This window comes from Acinetobacter sp. Ac_5812 (assembly GCF_013072695.1).
GTDB lineage: Bacteria > Pseudomonadota > Gammaproteobacteria > Pseudomonadales > Moraxellaceae > Acinetobacter.
Map to the genome: position 1 here is coordinate 215656 of NZ_LXUK01000012.1, position 20220 is coordinate 235875.

The following is a 20220-nucleotide window of genomic DNA, read 5'->3' on the forward strand; positions in this document are numbered from 1 at the left end:
TACAGTATTGTAACCTGAAGCTTAATTGGTCGGATTATTTCGAGTAATAATTACGAACATCATCGCAAATCTGACGGTTATCATCATCAGAAGCTGCTTTTGCATCAGCACGTGCTTCTTTTAATGCCTCTTGGTAGTCTTTGCTTTTGACACGTTTGTTGAGGGTTTCAACGGCATTCGCTTCATTGTTTAAATAAGCTTTAACCAGGTTGTCATAGGCTTTATTAAATTTTAAATCTTTGCCAATTAAACTTGGACAAATTTCAGAAAGAACATAGATTGCAGCAAGTTCTTGCTTGGTCACACTATCAGACATCGGCGTGACTTCAATCTTTTCAGGTTCTGACTTTTTTTCAGCTGCAAATGCTGTTGGCGCAAGCGCACTTGAGGCGATGAGGAATGATAAACCTAGTGTTTTAAAAACATTTTTCTTCATAACAAATCAAACTCAAAAACAAGACTTAAAGAATTTGAACAACTTATAGCACAAAAGCATGTTAAAAAATGTATGTTTGCTGTAGGAAGCGTGGAGAAAATGTGGGTATAGACATACAGAATATAAAACGTAGTGATCTTTTTGAGGTTTGATGATCCATGTTTTGACATGCTTGTTTGTACATGGTTTGCTTCAAAAGTAGTCGATTAACGATGAGTTTATCTTAATAGGATTGCGATGAGCGTGGATGAAGCCATTGCGCCACAGGATAGGCACGCAAAGTAGATAAAAATGCGAGAGAAAATAAGAAATCTGTAGATAACAGGAGTAATAAAATGAAAGCAAAATTCACAGGCGGTGTTGATATCGCGCTTAAACTTCCACCGCATCAATTCGAAGCCACTGTTGCATTTTATCGTGATGTGATTGGCCTTAAACAAATTACAGAAAAACTGCCTGATATAGGCTTTGAACTTGGACCCGTTAAATTATGGATCGCTGCGGCACCAGAGATGAGTCAAGCTGAGCTTTGGCTTGAATTATTTACTGATAATTTCTCAGAAGCTGCTGAATATTTGGAAGCGGCGGGTGTAATTCGTTGTGATGCAATTGAACCCTTAGCTGAGGGGTTTCGAGGAGGGTGGATTACCAGTCCAGCCAACATTATTCATATGGTTCGTGAACCGGATGCTTGGTAATGGTTATTCGAGTAATATCAGCACTTTTTATCAATTCGATATAGCGATGTGGTTTTAGCTCATTTAATCGTTAAAACCACATCAGATTTTTAAAAGTGATTAACCTTCAAAATTAAGTACTTCATCACATACTGATTTTTGTTCAGCTTTATCGACTTCTGATGCTGCTTCACGAGCATCTTTTAGCAAAGTTTTAAATTCAGCATCTTTCTGTAAGCTGTCCAAAGAAGCAGATTTATCAGAATAATTACTTAAATATGAACCCATCATTTTTTTAATGTTTTGGTCAAACTTAGCATTTTTACCAATCAAGTTCGGGCACATTTCCACAAGCACTTGTGCATTGGCGATATCATCTTTAATCAATGCATCTGCTTCTTTTACGGAAACCGCTTCATCAGCAAAAACAGTAGGTGCTGCTAAAAGTGTGAAACTCACCCCAAAAATTCGGATAAAATTAGATAAATGTCTCATGGCTGTATAAATTTCTAATACTATGAAGACCTAAATATATATAATTCAAGGAATAATTCAATTGGAAAAACTGTTGAGTAAGCTTAGGTCAGTTGACAGGTCAACGATGTTGATGGCATGAGTCGTATTCAGCTTATTTTCTCAACTTTGTTAAACATTCAAATCAATTTGTGTCAGGTACTTTGCGCACGGTTTGTTAGAATTGACTCTAATTTGAGGATGAAACTTGACAAGGATCGTGTCATTGCCTAGGTTTCATGCCTGATTTAAATTATGTTGGCCTAAACGAAGGGTATGGCTGAAATCCCAGTTATCCCCAAATAGAGAATAGATTCCAGTGAATATTTTAATAGCAAATGATGATGGTGTGTTTGCACCTGGGCTACAAGCTTTAGCGCAAGCATTAAAACCTTTGGGCCGTGTCGTAGTGGTTGCGCCGGAAAGTGAGCGCAGCGGTTATTCTAGCGCTTTAACACTGGATCGCCCTTTGCGGCCTATACAAATTTCTGAAGATGTGTGGGCAGTCAATGGAACACCTGCGGACTGTGTCTATTTATCTATGAATGGGCTATTTGATTTCGAATTTGATCTTGTCGTGAGTGGCATCAATAGTGGTGCAAATCTTGGTGATGATGTTTTATATTCAGGTACGGTGGGTGCTGCTTTTGAAGGGCGCTTGATGAAACATCCTGCGATTGCAGTTTCTTTAGCTGGTTCAAATGTACGCGCTTATGAACATCCACAACATTATGCAGTTGCAGCGCAGTGGGTTCATGATTTTATCGCGAAAGGGCTCCCTGTTTTGCCTCCACGCCATATCTTTAATATTAACATTCCAGATATTGAACAACTTAAGGGCGCACAGGTAACCTATCAGGGGCGTCGTGCTCAATCGAAGCCAATTAGTAGTCATGTTGATCCGCGTGGTCGTCAGGTGTATTGGATTGGGTTGGCAGGAGAGGCGATTACCGATCCACAAGCGGTATCGAGTGATATTCAGTCCGATTTCTTTGCGGTTTCGAACGGCTATGTCAGTATTACTCCAATCCAGATGGATGCAACCAACTATGCTGTGCTTGAAAATTTGCATGCTCATGTAAATGGTTAGCCGTATGAATGTTATAACTTTGTGAATATAGAAAGTGAGAACTCGTTTTTTCTCACTTTTTTGGTACTCTTAGGCGCAAATGTAATAATGAATTAAGGTTTTTTTCGATGAGGGCGAAGATGCACTTAAACCATGTCTCGGTTTTTCTATCACAGAAAATGATTAAAACAATCGTTTTGTCTATGGCGGTTGCAACAGTGGCAGTTATGACGGGTTGTGCATCTAAACCGCAAGTAAATGGTGGTGCGCGTTATGTGCAAGCACCAAATTATTATACGGTTCGCTCTGGCGATACTTTAAGTGCGATTTCAAATCGTTATGGCTTGAACTACTTAGATGTTGCAGCTTTGAATGATATTGCACCGCCGTATCGTATCTATGTGAATCAATCTCTACGTTTAAAAGGTTCTGTCGCACAACGTACAACCTCTACACAAGCAATGACTCAGACAGCACCAATTCAACGTCAAAGCATTAATCTACCGACTCAGCAACCTGTGGCTCCAAAAACACAGCCTGTCATCCCAAGACCGGTTGTTCCAGCCGTGCCTGTGAATCCATCTACGACCTTGGCATCAAGTTTACGTTGGGTGAAACCATCGAATGGACCAATTATTCAAAGCTATAATATGGCGAGTAATGTAAAAGGAACACGTTATGGCGGTAATGAAGGGGATCCAATCTTCGCAGCAGCAAATGGGCAAGTCGTCTATGCAGCAGATGGTCTAAAAGAGTACGGTAATCTTGTTTTAGTCAAACATATCGATGGTTACATCACTGCTTATGCACATAACAGCAAAATGTTAGTCAAGAGTGGCGACACCGTGACAGCTGGACAAAAAATTGCAGAAATGGGTTCATCGGGTGCTTCACGTGTCATGATGGAGTTTCAAGTCCGCTTAGACGGTAAACCTGTGAATCCAGTCACAGTTTTACCAAATTAACCTTAAGATTATTAACAATATTTCAATTATTTATTAATAATCCTCTAGTGCGTAAATAGACTTCCTTGTATACTGAAATGAGATTGCTTTCATTAGAACAATAAGCATATTAATAAATTAAGGTAAGAGGGAAGTCTATGCTAGATCAATTGCGTGCAATGGGGGTGTTCGCCTGCGTTGTGGAAAAAAGCTCTTTTAGTGGTGCAGCAAGAGACTTAGGAATTACAACCAGCGCAGTCAGTCAACAAATCCGTTCTTTAGAACAAGAAATGGATGTTACGTTACTCCATCGCTCAACTCGAAAACTCAGTCTCACTGAAGCAGGACAAGCATTCTTTTTAAGTTGCCAAGAAATGTTAGCTGCGGCTGAACGCGGCAAAATCAGAATCAATGAATTACGCGACGATCTCGTCGGAGATTTACGTATTGCAACTACACCAGAGTTGGGTGCACTACATGTGATTCCTGCACTTTCTCATTGGATGTCAGCACATAAAGGCTTGGCCATCCATTTTGAAGCGGATCATCGCTATATAGATTTAATCGAAGAACGTATTGATATTGCGATTCGTATGAGTCTGAAAGTTGATGATCATCAATTAGCTGCTGTACCTTTGGCTCGTGTAGATCAGGTGCTGGTTGCTTCACCAAGTTATCTCAATCAAGCTCAGCCTATTACACGTCCAGAAGATTTACGTCACCATGAATTACTGCCAATCACGTTAATGCAAGGCTATCAACATTTTGCATTCCGTCATGGCACCAGTGGTGAAGTCGTCAATGTGGATATGAAATCACGTTTAGGTACCAATAATGTCTTTGTCGCAAAATCACTATGCCAACAAGGGCATGGTGTCGCACGTATTTTGTATATGGATATTCAAAAAGAATTGATTAATGGTTCTTTAGTTGAGGTATTACCAGATTGGCAATTGCCAGCGTATACCTTACATGCTTTAACCTCTAAGCGTGAGCAATACCCAATGAAAGTACATCGTTGTATCGATGCGCTGAAGCAATATTTTGCTCAACTCCCTGGTGGGCGTTCCTTGCAGGGCGTAGCCTAATAAAAAAAGCCATGTTCCGTCAGGAACATGGCTTTTTCTTTAGCTCTATTTTCGTTTCTTTTTACTGAGTGGTTTTAAGCTCTTTGCTTCAACCGCTGTTTCTTCAGAAGTCTTCGCTGCAACTTCATCCTTCTTGGTTTTTTTTCGCTTCTTCTTTTTCTTTGGCTCCTCGTCTTCAACTGCTTCGCCATCCTCGATCGCTTGCCAATATTCAAGTTGCTCCATCACTGCAGCATAGATCGAGTTTTTGCTATAGCGACCTTTTTTATCAAGGGTTCCGACTGGACGTGCCATTAAAATTTCTAAAGCTTGATCAATGGTATCAATCGCATGAACATGGAATTGTCCTGCTTGTACAGCATCGCTTACATCCTGACGTAACATCAAGTGCTGCATATTTTGACGTGGAATGATGACACCTTGTTTGCCAGTTAATCCTTGCAATTTACAGGCGTCATAGAAGCCTTCAATTTTGGCGTTGACACCACCAATCGGCTGTACTTGGCCCAATTGGTTCATCGATCCGGTAATTGCCCAAGACTGATCGATCGGGATTTGACAGATCGCAGAGATCAGCGCTGAAAGTTCTGCAACTGTGGCACTATCACCATCGACTTGTCCATAACTTTGTTCAAAGGCCAAAGCAGCAGAGAAATGTAGGATTTGTTCACGACCAAAATGTGCTTTCAAGAAGCTCGACATCAGCAACACGCCTTTGGCATGCAGGGAACCACCAAGCTCAACACTACGTTCGATATCGAGGATATCTCCGCCACCTTGATACACAGATGCGGTCAGACGAGATGGCAGACCAAACTCAACATCAGCATAATGAATGACAGAGAGGGCGTTGATCTGGCCAAGACGATGTCCTGAGGTCTCAATCAACTGAGTGCCACGAGAAAGATCCTGCCAATACAACTCACGTAAATAGCCTAAGCGGTATTGACGATGATGTAGAGCTTGGTTGACATGTTGATCAGTCACAATCTTATCATCAGCTTTAAACGCGTGATGATGTGCTTCGCGAATTAAATCACCTAAGGTAGATGCATGGAGTGACAGTGAGCTTTGGTCTTCAGCTTGGCGACTCGAATCGGTCAATAATGCTGCAAGTGCAGAACGATCAAACGGAAGGAGTTTGTCGGCTTGCACATAATCAGCAATCAGCTGCATATAGGCCTGCTCATTACTGTCATTACGTTGTAATGTATCAGTGAAGTCAGCACGAATTTTAAAGACGCTGCCCAGTTCTGGTTCGACTTCCAAAATTTCATAGTAAATTTCAGGTTCTGCCAATAAAACCACTTTAATATCAAGTGGAACAGAAGCAGGTTCAATCGAAATACTGCCTGTTAAGGTCAGCATATGCTCGAGTGATGAAAGCTTGAGTTGCCCAGATTTTAAGGCACGCTTTAGGCCTTGCCATGCATAAGGTTGTTCAAGTAATTGCTCCGCTTCAAGCATTAGAAAACCGCCATTGGCTTGATGTAAAGAACCTGGGCGAATCAAAGTGAAATCGGTGGTAATGGTGCCATTATGTGTGAGTTGCTCAACGTGACCCAATAAGTTGTAGTGGGTTGGGAAGTCTTCAAAAATAACGGGAGCACCGCTATTCGGTTTATTGGCAACAATAACATTGGCTTGATAACGGGATGGGACACGATTAAATAAGGCAGGGGTAAAGTCATCTTCTTCTTGCTCTAAAATCAGCTCAACATTATCAATAATGTCTTCAGCATAGTGTTTTAGGAACAAATCTAAGCCTTTCACCTCTTTATTCTTATTTAGGATTGACTCAATGCGTGGCATGACCACTTGCGTCGCAATATCTCGATTGAGGCTCGAAACTTGATCGCGTGCATCATCTTCTAAATCACCTAGATGTAAACCTAAGCGCTCTAGCTTTTTCTCCATATAGCGAATATTAGAATTAATCTCTGTGCGTTCTTTGGTTGGCAGTGCATTGAGCTCGTTCGGCGTTAATTCATGATATTCATCATTTCGTAGCTGCATTGCTATAAAGACATGTTTGTCATTGCGAGAAACTAATTTTAAATCGAGTTCTTCGCCTTCTTTCGTGAGTTCAACCAAAGCTTGCTGTTGTACATCTCCAGTATCTTGACGAATACGCTCAATACGATTGTGATAGCTTTCGGCGCTAAAACGGCGTTCCAATTGTTTCAAAATGATTTGCCATGCTTGTTGCAATGTATTTTGAAATTTAGTGCCTTGTCCTGCAGGAAAGTGCAGCGCGATTGGTTGTCTTGGATTTTTGAAATTATTTACATAGACCCAATCATTTGGTGTCGGCATGGTTTTGGCGTGTTGCTGCAGCAAACGCTTGATCATGGTACGTTTACCTAGTCCTGCCGTGCCAACAGCAAAAATATTATAGCCTGAGTAGGGTAATGAAATACCAGCTTCAACAGAGGCGCGTGCGCGATCTTGCCCTAAAAAATTATTCAGTGGCTTGATGCGTTTGGTCGAACTTGGTATTTCAGCTAGGTCTGGAATATGAGTGAGTTGGTCTGCACGTAGTGCGGTTTTAATCAGTGTTGCTTGTATGTCCGTCTGGTCAAATGCGCTTGGTAAAGAGTTTATATTTGCGGTGATAGTGTTTGTTGGTGTTAATGATAAAGTTGTTGCAGTCATTTGATCGAGTTTTTGGGTCACTGTTGCTATCCAACAAATAAACTAAAGTTGAGTAATTAAAGGTATACAGTTTTAGCCCTAAAGATCAAGCGAACTTGTGTTTTTTATCGACAAAACAAAAGAATGATTGCATAAAGCAACTTGCAAGCAAGGACAAGAAACGATTGAATAAGCACATTCACGCATGTTCATGGAAAATAATAACCAATGACAACTCAAGCCTCTGGTTGGGCATCGGCATTTAAAGCATTTTTAGATCGCCGTGCTCTGATTATGTTATTTCTTGGTTTCTCAGCAGGGATTCCAATTTTATTGATTTTTTCTAGCTTGTCGTTATGGCTAGGTGAGGCTGGTATTGATAAAAGTGCGGTCACTTTTTTTAGTTGGGCCGCGTTGGGTTATTCCTTTAAATTTGTTTGGGCACCGTTAATTGATGAATTACCCGTCCCATTTTTAACCAAGAGTTTAGGTCGTCGCCGTGCTTGGTTGCTTATTGCGCAATGTTTAATTATCTGTGCAATTTGTATTATGGCTTTTTCAGATCCTGCGCTTGGGCAAAGTTATTTAATTCAAATGGCATTTGGTGCGGTATTACTGGGCTTCTCAGCTGCAACACAAGATATTGTGATTGATGCTTATCGTATTGAGTTGGCTGAAACTGAAATGCAAACTGTGTTGGCTTCAACATACAATGCGGGCTATCGTATTGGGATGATTGTTGCTGGAGCTGGAGCGTTATTCTTGGCAGCCTATTTAGGGACGGCCAAAGGCAATTATATCTACGAAGCTTGGAAATATACCTATTTAACCATGGCCGCAGTGATGGTAGTGGGTATTATCACCACCTTATGTGTTCGTGAACCGCAAGTGAATCGCGTTTATAAACATTATAAAACCACGGATTACTACCGTTTGGTGTTTGTGTTTTTTATCGCCGTTGCAACCTTTGTGGTGAGCTATATCTATTCAGGTAACGTTACAGAGGCCATTACCAAGGCAGCAGCAATTAAAGACACCGCTGCATTATTTGGTTTAGAAGCGCTGCGCTTTTTAACTGCAACTGCAACTGCCTTATTGATCGGTTTTGGGCTGGTTAAAATGGGGGTTGTCAATCAGCAAATGGCGAAAGAAACATGGGTTGCCCCGATTCTAGATTTCTTTAAGCGCTATGGCGTTAAACTGGCATTGGTTTTATTACTCTTAATTGGTTTCTTTCGTATCTCTGACATTATTGCAGGGGTGATTTCAAATGTGTTCTATCAAGATCTAAACTTTAGTAAAGAGCAGATTGCTGAAGCAGTTAAAATTTATGGTGTAATATTTAGTTTGGTCGGTGGCTTCTTAGGCGGCCTGCTGGCGCAACGTATGAACATTATGAAACTCATGTTTGTGGGTGCGGTGTTGGCAAGCTCAACCAATTTGATCTTTATCGGTTTAGTTAAATCTGGCAAGCCATTGGATCAGGTTGAAGTCCAAGTGGGCGCTCAGCATTATCAAGTGCAGACCGATGAGGTGGGATATTGGAAGTTACACGTCCCAAATGAAGTCTTAGCGAAAGCAAATATGGTTCAGGTCAGTACTCAATATCAAAACCAAGTAGACTCGAAGGCTCAGTTTGAAGTTCCTTATTTGGTGAATGCGCAACACGCCCAGATTCAACTACTACCAATGAGTGGTGATGATCAACTCACGCCGAAAGAGTTAAAACAAAGTCTGGTAATCAAAGGTCAGTTAGCTGGTGTAAAAGCTGAGCAACTCAATGCAGAACGTCCTGTCGTTTTAACATTAGATGGGCAGGAATTTGTAGCGAAAGTTGATCAAAATGGCTTATTCACGGGTGTGATTGATGGCAAAATTCTGCAAGCATCACCGACCAAGACTATTACGGCTTTGGCTAATTTAACCAACAATACGGGCAGTGAGTTGTTGGCAACCAGACAATATCGCGTCGATACGGCATCTCATGCAGAGACGGGTTTAAATGTGGATATTCAACCGATTGCAGTGGTTGATCCAGCTCAATCAGATATGGTTGAATTGTCTGGTAAAGTGATTAAAAGTTATAGCTCGTTATGGTTATATTTTGCCATTATTGTCGATAATTTAGCCTCAGGTTTGGCTGGTGCGGCATTTATTGCCTTTTTATCGAGTTTAACCAGCGTATCATTTACCGCAGTTCAATATGCGATTTTCAGTTCATTAATGACTTTAACACCAAAATTATTGGGTGGTTATTCAGGAACGATTGTCAGCAATATTGGTTATCCGAATTTCTTTTTAATGACGACTTTAATTGGTATTCCAATTTTAGTTTTAGTGGTATGGGTTGCGAAACTGTTACGCGATCATGAAAAGCAAACAACTCAACAGACAGGTGAATAACTATGCGCATGTTACATACGATGCTACGAGTAGGTAATTTAGAACAATCTTTGAAGTTCTACACTGAGGTACTTGGTATGAAATTGCTACGCCAACGTGATTACGAAGAAGGGCGTTTTACCTTGGCTTTTGTTGGCTATGGTGATGAAGAAAACAACACTGTGCTCGAGCTCACGCATAACTGGGACACAGCCAGCTATGATTTAGGCAATGCTTATGGTCATATCGCTATTGGTGTAGATGATGCTTATAAAGCGTGTGAAGAGATTAAAGCGCGAGGTGGTAAAGTCGTGCGTGAAGCGGGTCCAATGAAAGGCGGTGTTACTGTGATTGCCTTTGTTGAAGATCCAGATGGTTATAAAGTTGAATTGATTCAACAGGATCAAAATGCACGTAATAACTAGGGTCTATTGACATTTCACTTTACGAGCTATAGCTCTCATTGCGACAGAGGATGTTTTTTAGACGGTGCAAGGCAGGTTTTGTGAAACCTAGTTATTCTAGGTAAGCAAGACCTAACACAGTAGCGGCAAAAAACATCCCTGTCCCGTAGGGTTATGGCTAAAACTTCCATAAACCGCGTTATTAAACTTGACAAGGGAATGCCATTGCCAGCGTTTCATGCCTTGTTTATGTCATTTTAGCCGATAACGCAAGGCATGGCTGAAATATCAATAGACCCTCTCTTTGGTCTATTTAGTCCAAGATTTCTAATCTAAAGCCCTAGCTTTATTTATATAGCCCAGTATGATGAGTCGATCAAATGGTCAACAAGTCATACTGGGCTTTATAGTTCTTAGAGAATAGTTAGGGATAAGTTATGTTGAAATTATTGGCATTGGACCGCTTTACACTATTATTGGTTGCAATGGTAGCGCTGGCGACTTTCTTGCCAGTCTCGGGGCAGATTGCGCATTATTTTAATATTCTCACCACCGTCGCAATAGCAATACTTTTTTTCTTACATGGGGCGAAACTGTCACGTGAAGCGGTGCTGGAAGGAATGATGCATTGGAAAATGCATGCACTGGTGTTTGCTTTTACTTTCGCAATTTTTCCTGTCATTGGGTTACTCGCTCGACCTGTGTTAGAACCAATGTTAGGACAGCAACTGTATTGGGGCTTCCTGTTTATGTGCTTCTTGCCATCAACAGTACAATCCTCTATTGCATTTACCTCAATGGCCAAGGGAAATGTGGCTGCTGCAGTCTGTAGTGCTTCCTTTTCCAATATTATCGGGATGTTTATTACCCCGATTTTGGTGAGTTATTTTATCTTAGGCCAAAGCCAACATGGTTTTGATCCGACCACATCAATTATTCAAATCACCTTGTTACTACTGGTGCCTTTTATTTTAGGACAATTATTACGTCCTTATGTTTTTCCATATATGGTCAAAGTTCCTAGTATCGTCAAAGCGTTTGATCAGGGATCAATCTTAATGGTGGTCTATGGAGCATTCAGTAGTGCGGTGGTGGCTGGTTTGTGGCATCAAGTCAGTGGTTTAACCTTGTTTTATCTAGTGTTGGCATGTTCGGTGTTATTGACCATCGTGATGCTACTTGCTTTGTATATTCCTAAGTGGTTGGGCTTTAATCATGCTGATCAAGTCACCATCTTCTTCTGTAGCTCGAAGAAAACCTTGGCGAGTGGTGTACCAATGGCACAAATCCTGTTCATTGGACAGCCTTTAGGTATGATCGTACTGCCAATTATGATTTTCCATCAAATTCAGTTGATGGTTTGTGGCATGATTGCGAATCGTTGGTCAAAATCAAATCAAGAATAGTTCGCAAAATTTAATTTTTTGGCATATAATCTTCGGCACTTGTTGGCTTTGCTCTGACCTTTAGAGTCTCGGTGAGTCAAAAGAAATGGTCTGTTGTGGTGTTGATCTGCAAGTGTGAAACACTTTGCTTTCCTCAAATTGAGAGTGATCAATTGCGATAACAGCTTAAGCCTTTCTTACTAAATAGGAGCATCGACCATGCGCGCCGATATTCACCCTAAATATGAAAACTTAGTTGCTACTTGTTCATGTGGTAACGTAATCGAAACTCGTTCAGCTCTTGGTAAAGAAACAATTTACCTTGACGTATGTTCAGCTTGCCACCCATTCTATACTGGTAAACAAAAGAATGTGGACACTGGCGGTCGTATCGACAAATTCAAACAACGTTTCTCTGGTATGTCACGTTCTGTCAAACGTTAATATCAAGAAAGAAAAAACGGGCGATATGCCCGTTTTTTTGTGCCTATATTTTTATCGATAATGTATATAGGCAGCGATGTACAAGACCTTATTGGTCTTGTACATCGGTTAAGCGATCAAGCTTTTTCTGGAAGTAGTTCCCTTGTAAGAAGCGTGCTTCAACATTCCATGCATTGGCAAACAGATTCATGTCATTGAGTTCCATTAAGAAAATTTCCACAGGCTTTTGGCCAATAAAATGCAGGATTTTTTCTTGTAAGTTTGCCATGTCTTTTTCAGAGGCAAGCATTTTGGTCAATTTGCCATGTAGACTCAAATATTGAGCATCAATCTGTTGCAGCATCGAGTCACTATAAAGTGAATCACCGAAACCTCGAATCGAAACTTCAGCACCATGTTGACGCAATAAGGCAATTTGTGGCTGTGCTTGTGACAGGTTCTGTTGCAATGCTTGTTCAGAAAATTGCAGAATTAATGGGTGTGCTTGTTTACTGCCAATAATAGTGAGTAACTTTGCAACTAACTCTGGGAGTTTTTGATCATTCAGTAATACGTGATGGTTCAGGTTAACAATCAGCTTGGCTTTTGGATATTGAGTGATGAAGTTATGTAATTGCTTACAGGCCTCAACAAGAATCCAGCGGTCTAGTTGAATTGATAATTCAACATCATCTTTAAGATCAGCCAGATCACTTAAGTCTTGCCATTGATTATTATAGATAAAGCCGCCAGAAACTTCATAAGTATGTGTATGCTGATCTTGTTTATCATAAAGCTGCTGATATTTAAGATGAATATCACCAGCATCCAGTTTCTGTTTAAGTTCTTGTAACAAGCTTAACTGGACTTTTGTTGGAATGTGTTCGGTAGTTAAACCAATATCAGTATCAATTTTTGGACTATTGAATACTGGTAAAGCCGCAGTGAATGCTTTACTTAAGACTTGCTCAAAAACCGCTTCATCTGGAATAGCTTGCGCAAGTTCGCAATAACCCAATTTCAGATGCAAAGGGAAGGTGTGTTGAGGGGTTGCTAAAAGTTGTGGTTTCTGCAAGCTATTTAAACCGATCAGCAGTGAATTTAAAACATTTTTGGATTCAGCTTGGAACAATGCAACGTAGAGTGTGCTATCGACTGGATAAACAGGAACACTGACTTGTTCTTTGATAAAGTTTTGGATGTTGGCAAAATAAGCTTTAGTGCTTCGCCAATCACTTTGGAAAACCTCATTTGGACAACTGCTCAGGCTAAACAGCACAACCGCATTGGCATTGGCTGGATGATTGGTCAGCTGTCGATTAATTTGTTGTAATGCACTATTTAAACTTGATGCCTTCTCAGATGGAGTGACGGTTGCCGGTGCTGTTACGGCTTGAGATGATGTTCCACATTCAATATTGAGTTGAATTTCCTCTTCATTACCTGAAGGTAAAAACTCAATATGCAATGGGTTGTTCTTCACAGTTGCATTTTGAGTACGCAGCTCAAAACGTCCTTGCTCGAACTGGCCTTGAGAAATCTTTTTAAAGCGCAGTTTAAATTGTGCTAAATCTTCAGGTTGCAGCACATCGAGGATCGGTAGGCCAATAAGGTCATCTTCACTCGAAAATCCAAATAAGTTTGCATATTCAGTATTTGCACTGATGTGAATACCTTCTTGTAAAATCGCAACAGCTTTATGCGTCTCAGCGACTAAGGATTGAGCTTGCGTTTGTGCTGCTTCTAGTTCATTGAGCAAGCGGTGTTCAGCTTGAACCAGTCGGCTATAAGACAATGCTCGGATCATGCTGATATAGAATGTTTCAGCAGCTTTAATATTCAATACATCATAGATGCCTTTGTGAATATAGGTCTGATATTGATCTTGGTTATAGTCATCAGGTTCTAATAGCAGTACAGGCAAGCTTGGCTGTGATGAAGCTTGAATCAAAGAAAGCGTTTGTTCGATTTTCAGATCATAAGCACGACCAAAAATGACAATATCCCACGGTAAATTCAGCTGTTTTTCAAATGTTTTAAGATCATCTAATAAGGTGGCATGAATTTGATGATCTTGTGCCTTAAAGATCGCGGCAATTTGATTATAACGAAGTTGATTGTCGTCAATAATTAGTAAACGGGTTTCTGTCCGTTTGAGTTTCTTAGACAGTAAAGAATTTCTCACTTTAATGCTTCCCATAAATCTTGATCAATTGTGTCCATATTTTTTTGTGCCATATATTTTTGAAGAACAGGATGTTCCTCATCATTTAGCAGTTCAAATTCAAATTGAACAAAACTCTGGGTAATTAATTGTGCGTTTAATAAATACACCTTGACTTCCTCTTTCCCCAATCTTAAATGAACAGCTTGATGTTCTCTAAAAATTTGTGAACCTGGTAAAATTAAAGTTGTTTTTGTTTCATCCAGATTTTGGTTTTTTAATAAAAGTGTTGGATGATAATTGCTGATATGTCGGTCAGCCTGTATACGAACAGCACAAGGGAAGATCTCTTGTGCCAATACTTCTAAACCGAGTTCCAGACTTTTCTCGCTCGATTGTTTGAGCCAACGAATTACGCCTCCACGCCAATGCCCGTGTGATGTTTCTTTGACTAAGATATATTCACCGGTTCTTAGGTTCTTAGGTGCTTCTCCAGACCACTTAATACGATAACCATTGACACTGATATCTAGAATATCTGCTTGATAAACGGCTTTACTTTCACGACTTAACCGTTGAATCGCAGACTCTTGGTTATCAGAAGCACTTTTTTTATCCCAAGCCGACATAAACTTAGATTCATTTTGTAGACCATAACTGTGGTCTAGCAATAAGGTCTCTGCGAAATTCTTGGCTTTGGATAGATAGAAGTGCGCAGTCAGTAAACCAAAACAAATATGTAGTTGCGCTGAGTATTCATAACGCTCATGACGGCGTTCTGCAGTTGTACCTAAAATGGTTTGCACATGAAATTTCAGTGCTGGGGTTAAATAGATTTTTTCATTTTTAGAAATATATTCTGCATTTTTATGCAGCGTCGCTGTGACATGATCCAATAAACTATGTGTGCTGATAAAGATGTTTGGGTTGAAGCCAGAACTTTGCTTTTTATTATAAATAGGTGGATGGTCTTTGCTGGTATCTACCACATACTTGGTTAAATCAGTTTCTTTAGCCAAGATTTGGACCATTTTGGCCCAGTCAAAACTACACTGGAACAGAGCTTGTATTTCAGATTGACGAATTTGATTGGTATTAAAAATATCCATCAAAATCAGTTGGGCGTAGGCCTGAGTAATATTGGTAATCGAACTTGGTTTACCCTGAGACTGATCTAAGTTGGTATGCTGATATTTATGTGTCACTGCTGCATCATAGAGCTGATGGGCAATTAACCACTGTCCAGCAACTGGCTCGCTATACAACATATGTTGTTGATAGAGTAATTGGGTGAGTTGCTGTAAAGATTGAAAGGTGGCAAGTGTTCTTGCGGTCTGCAGATTTTTCTTTTGATTCAGAGCGAAAATAGAAAACTTTTGCTGATCAAGTTGGTCATTACTGCGACGCACAATATTGATATAGATTGCAGCGAAGTAGCAACGCAGTAACATGGCCAGTTCAATAATATGTTCATTACGATCTGAGCTAATCACGCCTTGATTAAAAAAGTTTTTTTCTAAACTACCTAAAACATTTTCAATAGTCGGATGCAGAACCTGAACCAAGTCAAAACGTAAAGTTTCCGAACATTCTAATTCACTCAGCTCTAACAGAGCCGCAAACAGTGCTTTGGAGGTATCACCCAACTGCATAATGGATAGATTTGAAATCCATTCATTGAGACTTTTAGAATTGGTATCACAAAAGCTAAGTTTGTCCCGTCTTAAGACTGTTGGAATTTGAAAAATATCCGAAAAAGCATTGTTCATCATTGTGTTATCAATCTCAGAATGTTTGAACCCCAAAAAGCGGTGTTTTATTTTTTTCGCCCGCAATTTCCCTGACGAGTTTCGGGACGAGATATCCGGGTAAACTCGCTAATACATCACTGTATATCTGATCTATCTCTGAAGATCTTAAATCAAAATGCTGAGCGCCTTTAACTTTATCCAAAACATGAAGGTAATAGGGCATTACTCGTGCTTCAAATAAACGGTTACTCAATGCATTTAAAGTTTCTGCAGAATCATTCACACCTTTGAGCAAAACTGCCTGATTCAGAACGGTTATATGCTGGAATGATAACTGTAGCAACTTCGAGCAAGTGAAATCATCAAGTTCAGCTGCGTGGTTTGAGTGTACCACTACTACAATACGTAGCCTACTGTTTTTTAATATAGAAATCAGCTCTTCATCAATACGATTCGGGATCACAATCGGAACCCGTGAATGAATTCTCAATATCTTAATCTGAGGGAGAGATGCGACTCGTTCTAGCCACAACGAAATTTTTCGATTGTTTAGCGTAAGGGGGTCACCACCACTTAAAATCACTTCATTGATTTGTGGATTCTGCTCAATATACCGTTTAATGTTGAGCCAATCGTCATTTTTAGGAAGATTCTCCTGATAGGGAAAATGACGGCGAAAACAGTAACGACAGTGAATCGCACATGCACCGGTTAAGGTCAGCAAAAAACGTGATTGATATTTATGTAAAACCCCCGCCATTTGATTTGCGGCTTCTTCACCTAAAGGATCTGTCACAAACTCAGGATGTTGTTCCAGTTCGAGATGATGGGGTAAGACTTGCAGTAGCAGAGGGTCAAGCGGATCGCCAACGGTCATTTTTCCGACGAATGCACGTGGGACGCGCAATTTAAACTGTTCAGCGGCGAGGATTGCCCCTGATAATAGCTGATCGGTAGATAACTCAAGCAGATTTAACAGCTCTAAAGGATCAGTAATTAGGTCACTGAGTTGTGATTGCCAGTTTTGCTCTTGATGTAAATAGTTTATCATGCCATACGTAAAAATAGTGTTAGCCGCAGCTGTGTGCCTAGTCTAGCATTAATAGATTTGAGTTTTAAGTTTGGAGTGCGCCTTTCATGGCCTATTATTCTACAAATGATTTTAAAGCAGGCCTTAAGGTTATGCTTGATGGCAACCCATGTTCAATCATGGAAAATGAATATGTAAAACCAGGTAAAGGTCAAGCGTTTAACCGTGTGAAATTACGTAACCTTCGTTCTGGTAAAGTATTAGAAAAAACATTCAAATCAGGTGACTCTTTAGAAGCAGCTGATATTGTAGAAGTTGAAATGGATTACCTCTACAACGACGGCGAAATGTGGAACTTCATGGATCCTGTATCTTTCGAGCAAATCGCTGCTGATAAAACAGCAATGGGTGATGCTGCGAAATGGTTAAAAGACGATTCAAATGAAAAATGTACGATCATGTTATTCAATGGCGTACCTTTAAACGTAAATCCACCAAACTTTGTTGTATTGAAAATTATTGAAACTGATCCAGGCGTACGTGGTGATACTTCTGGCGGTGGCGGTAAGCCAGCGAAGCTTGAAACAGGTGCGGTAGTACGTGTTCCATTATTCGTACAGCAAGAAGAAAGTGTTCGTGTAGACACGCGTACTGGTGACTACCTAGAACGTGCATAATTGTGAATGAGTGGCAGAGCTACTCAAGACATACAATTATCGAAGGGATGATTAAACAATCATCCCTTTTTTTATGCCAAAGTATTAGATAAATAATTGAAGCTAGAAGGTAAACTTACAAAGATATTTCTTCTACAGAAAATATAGAAAGGGAAATCTAAATAACCACGCGTTATGTATTTGAGAGGTTTTGAATGGAGACAACACAAGCAAAGTCAACACTTCCCTCGAAACTCCTTTGGAGTTTGGTTGCCATTGTCGGGGCAATTTCATTTGGGATATTGGCGGTTAGTCGTGGTGAGCATGTTAATGCGGTCTGGTTAGTGCTTGCCGCAGTCTGTGTATATAGCATTGCATATCGGTTCTATAGTTTATTTATTGCAAACAAAGTTTTTGAATTAAATCCTAAACGGTTAACCCCAGCTCATCGTCTCGCAGATGGTCTGGATTATGTTCCTACTAATAAGTTCGTTTTATTCGGTCATCACTTTGCCGCGATTGCTGGTGCAGGGCCTTTAGTCGGTCCAATTCTCGCAGCGCAAATGGGTTACTTACCAGGAACCATCTGGCTCTTGGTCGGTGTGGTGATTGCAGGCGCGGTACAAGATTTTCTGGTTTTATTTATCTCCACACGTCGTGATGGTCGTTCTTTGGGAGAGATGGCAAAACAGGAACTTGGCACTTTTGCAGGTGTGATTGTCATGCTCGGTACATTGGGGGTAATGATTATTATCCTTGCGGTACTCGCATTGGTCGTCGTGAAAGCCTTGGCACATAGCCCATGGGGGGTATTCAGTATTGCAGCCACCATTCCTATTGCATTATTCATGGGCATTTACATGCGTTATCTACGCCCAGGAAAAATTGCAGAGGTATCCATCATCGGTTTTGTACTAATGATGGCGGCGATTGTCTATGGTGGTGATGTTGCAAAAGATCCTTATTGGGGGCAGTTATTTACCCTCAGTGGTACTCAATTGACATGGGCCTTAATTATTTATGGTTTTATCGCCTCTGTTTTACCAGTTTGGCTGTTATTAGCACCGCGTGACTACTTATCGACTTTCCTTAAAATTGGTGTGATTGCAGGCTTGGCGATCGGGATTATCTTTGCGATGCCTGATCTGAAAATGCCAGCAGTGACCCACTTTGTTGATGGTACTGGTCCTGTATTTGCAGGTAGTTTATTTCCTTTCTTATTTATTACCATCGCTTGTGGTGCGATTTCAGGTTTCCATGCTTTAGTTGCATCAGGTACAACGCCTAAATTGGTCGATAACGAAGTCAATATTCGTATGATTGGTTATGGTGGTATGTTGATGGAGTCTTTCGTCGGCATCATGGCCATGATCTGTGCGACAGTACTTGATCCAGGGATTTACTTTGCGATTAATGCGCCAGCAGCAGTTTTAGGGACCTCGGTTGAGACCGCAGCGGAAGCAGTACGTAATCTTGGTTTCGTGGTGAGTCCAGAAATGTTGACCTTATTGGCTCAGGAAGTCGGTGAGAGTTCAATCCTGTCTCGTACGGGTGGTGCGCCAACATTTGCAATTGGTATGGCACATATCATTTCAGAGATTTTCAACAACCGCTCAATGATGGCGTTCTGGTATCACTTTGCGATTTTGTTTGAAGCATTATTCATTTTGACTGCGGTAGACGCAGGAACACGTGCTTGTCGTTTCATGGTGCAAGATACTGTAGGAATCGTGGTGCCAGCGATTAAACAATCAAGTTCATTCTTTGGGAATTTGGTTGGGACCTTTGTTGCAGTAGCGGGTTGGGGTTTCTTCGTTTATCAAGGTGTGGTTGACCCACTCGGTGGAATTAACTCCTTGTGGCCGTTATTTGGTATTGGTAACCAAATTTTGGCATCCATGGCCTTGATCTTAGGTACCGTTATTCTATTCAAGATGAAAAAAGAGAAGTATGTTTGGGTGACCATTATCCCAACCATTTTTCTATTCATTACGTCCATGACGGCGGGTTGGCAAAAGATTTTCCATGAAAATCCAAAAATTGGCTTCCTTGCGCAAGCGAATCGTTTCTCTGATGCAATTGCGCGTGGTGAGGTGCTTGCACCAGCCAAGACGGTTGCTGAAATGCAAACGATTGTGATGTCGAACCAGATCAATGCGGCCCTATGTGGTTTCTTTATGATTGTTGCGATTGTGATGATCATTGCTTCGATTGGTATTGTACGCAGAGCATTAGCGAGTCCAACACCAACAGTGAATGAAGCACCAGCCGTTTATTCAGAAACCCCGATGACTGCGAATAGCATCAAAGGAGAGTAGTGATGGATTTTAAAATTGCTCGACAAGGCAGTGCGGTGATTGTGAAGATTATTAAATTCACCATCATGTCGCAAAAACATTTGCTTTTATCACCCAAGAATTGGTCGCGTATCGCCGTTTTATGGCAGCGTTTGCAGCAGAGTTTTCGTCTAATGGTCGGTGTGCCCGATTACGAAACTTATGTTAAGCATATGAAAGCGCATCATCCTGATCTAACCCCAATGGATGCCAAGACCTTTTATCGTCATTGTATCGATGCGCGTTATCCTTCAGCGGGCGGTAATATGAAAAAATGCCCTTGCTAGAAATCAATTGATTTCGTTGAAAAAAAACCAAAACAGTGTAT

At 40.7% G+C, this 20220-nt stretch carries 17 protein-coding genes; 11 read left to right on the top strand and 6 right to left on the bottom strand.

The window, feature by feature from the left end:
* Positions 1-34: 34 nt before the first annotated feature.
* A complete protein-coding gene (locus A7P55_RS10180; RefSeq protein ID WP_171552009.1) occupies positions 35-436 on the bottom strand; it encodes a hypothetical protein in 402 nt (133 codons plus the stop codon).
* Between the two features lie 335 nt (positions 437-771).
* Between A7P55_RS10180 and A7P55_RS10185 the strand changes: the two genes are divergently transcribed.
* Positions 772-1134: a hypothetical protein gene (locus A7P55_RS10185; protein WP_171552010.1), complete on the top strand. Its 363-nt coding sequence runs from the start codon at positions 772-774 to the stop codon at positions 1132-1134.
* Between the two features lie 99 nt (positions 1135-1233).
* On the opposite strand, the gene A7P55_RS10190 is transcribed toward A7P55_RS10185, so the two are convergent.
* On the bottom strand, positions 1234-1608 hold the full coding sequence (locus A7P55_RS10190) for a hypothetical protein (RefSeq protein WP_016163203.1): 375 nt from the start codon (positions 1606-1608) through the stop codon (positions 1234-1236).
* A gap of 337 nt (positions 1609-1945) precedes the next feature.
* On the opposite strand from A7P55_RS10190, the gene surE reads away from it, so the two are divergent.
* The 3 genes from surE (at position 1946) to A7P55_RS10205 (ending at position 4727) form a co-directional block, all read left to right on the top strand.
* A complete protein-coding gene (gene surE / locus A7P55_RS10195) occupies positions 1946-2716 on the top strand; it encodes a 5'/3'-nucleotidase SurE (RefSeq protein ID WP_171552011.1) in 771 nt (256 codons plus the stop codon).
* Positions 2717-2835: 119 nt separating this feature from the next.
* Positions 2836-3660 carry a peptidoglycan DD-metalloendopeptidase family protein gene (locus A7P55_RS10200; protein ID WP_171552012.1) on the top strand — a complete coding sequence of 275 codons (825 nt, stop codon included), beginning with the start codon at positions 2836-2838 and terminating at the stop codon, positions 3658-3660.
* Between the two features lie 137 nt (positions 3661-3797).
* Positions 3798-4727 (top strand): LysR family transcriptional regulator, encoded by a 930-nt coding sequence (locus A7P55_RS10205; protein ID WP_004808267.1) that lies wholly within the window; start codon positions 3798-3800, stop codon positions 4725-4727.
* A 45-nt stretch (positions 4728-4772) separates the two neighbouring features.
* On the opposite strand, the gene A7P55_RS10210 is transcribed toward A7P55_RS10205, so the two are convergent.
* On the bottom strand, positions 4773-7403 hold the full coding sequence (locus A7P55_RS10210) for an AAA family ATPase (RefSeq protein ID WP_171552013.1): 2631 nt from the start codon (positions 7401-7403) through the stop codon (positions 4773-4775).
* Between the two features lie 186 nt (positions 7404-7589).
* Between A7P55_RS10210 and A7P55_RS10215 the strand changes: the two genes are divergently transcribed.
* The 4 genes from A7P55_RS10215 (at position 7590) to rpmE (ending at position 11976) form a co-directional block, all read left to right on the top strand.
* On the top strand, positions 7590-9764 hold the full coding sequence (locus tag A7P55_RS10215) for an MFS transporter (protein WP_171552014.1): 2175 nt from the start codon (positions 7590-7592) through the stop codon (positions 9762-9764).
* A 2-nt stretch (positions 9765-9766) separates the two neighbouring features.
* Entirely contained in the window at positions 9767-10168 is a 402-nt protein-coding gene (gloA, locus tag A7P55_RS10220; protein ID WP_004808260.1) for a lactoylglutathione lyase, read from the top strand.
* A 416-nt stretch (positions 10169-10584) separates the two neighbouring features.
* Complete coding sequence (locus tag A7P55_RS10225) at positions 10585-11553, top strand: bile acid:sodium symporter family protein (protein WP_171552015.1); 969 nt, start codon at positions 10585-10587, stop codon at positions 11551-11553.
* A 198-nt stretch (positions 11554-11751) separates the two neighbouring features.
* A complete protein-coding gene (rpmE, locus tag A7P55_RS10230) occupies positions 11752-11976 on the top strand; it encodes a 50S ribosomal protein L31 (RefSeq protein WP_004808257.1) in 225 nt (74 codons plus the stop codon).
* A gap of 88 nt (positions 11977-12064) precedes the next feature.
* On the opposite strand, the gene A7P55_RS10235 is transcribed toward rpmE, so the two are convergent.
* The 3 genes from A7P55_RS10235 to epmB are packed head-to-tail and all read right to left on the bottom strand — an operon-like array spanning position 12065 to position 16921.
* Positions 12065-14155, bottom strand: a complete 2091-nt coding sequence (locus tag A7P55_RS10235) for an EAL domain-containing protein (RefSeq protein WP_171552016.1) — start codon at positions 14153-14155, stop codon at positions 12065-12067.
* Entirely contained in the window at positions 14137-15891 is a 1755-nt protein-coding gene (locus tag A7P55_RS10240; RefSeq protein ID WP_016163211.1) for a hypothetical protein, read from the bottom strand. The genes A7P55_RS10235 and A7P55_RS10240 overlap by 19 nt, the downstream gene beginning before the upstream one ends.
* A gap of 13 nt (positions 15892-15904) precedes the next feature.
* Entirely contained in the window at positions 15905-16921 is a 1017-nt protein-coding gene (gene epmB, locus A7P55_RS10245) for an EF-P beta-lysylation protein EpmB (protein ID WP_171552017.1), read from the bottom strand.
* A gap of 86 nt (positions 16922-17007) precedes the next feature.
* Between epmB and efp the strand changes: the two genes are divergently transcribed.
* From efp to A7P55_RS10260, 3 genes are all read left to right on the top strand, one after another.
* Positions 17008-17577, top strand: a complete 570-nt coding sequence (gene efp, locus A7P55_RS10250; protein ID WP_004808248.1) for an elongation factor P — start codon at positions 17008-17010, stop codon at positions 17575-17577.
* 194 nt (positions 17578-17771) lie between these two features.
* Positions 17772-19874 (top strand): carbon starvation CstA family protein, encoded by a 2103-nt coding sequence (locus A7P55_RS10255; protein WP_216078020.1) that lies wholly within the window; start codon positions 17772-17774, stop codon positions 19872-19874.
* Positions 19874-20179 carry a CstA-like transporter-associated (seleno)protein gene (locus A7P55_RS10260; protein WP_171552018.1) on the top strand — a complete coding sequence of 102 codons (306 nt, stop codon included), beginning with the start codon at positions 19874-19876 and terminating at the stop codon, positions 20177-20179. Before A7P55_RS10255 ends, A7P55_RS10260 begins: the two co-directional genes overlap by 1 nt.
* Positions 20180-20220: the final 41 nt, after the last annotated feature.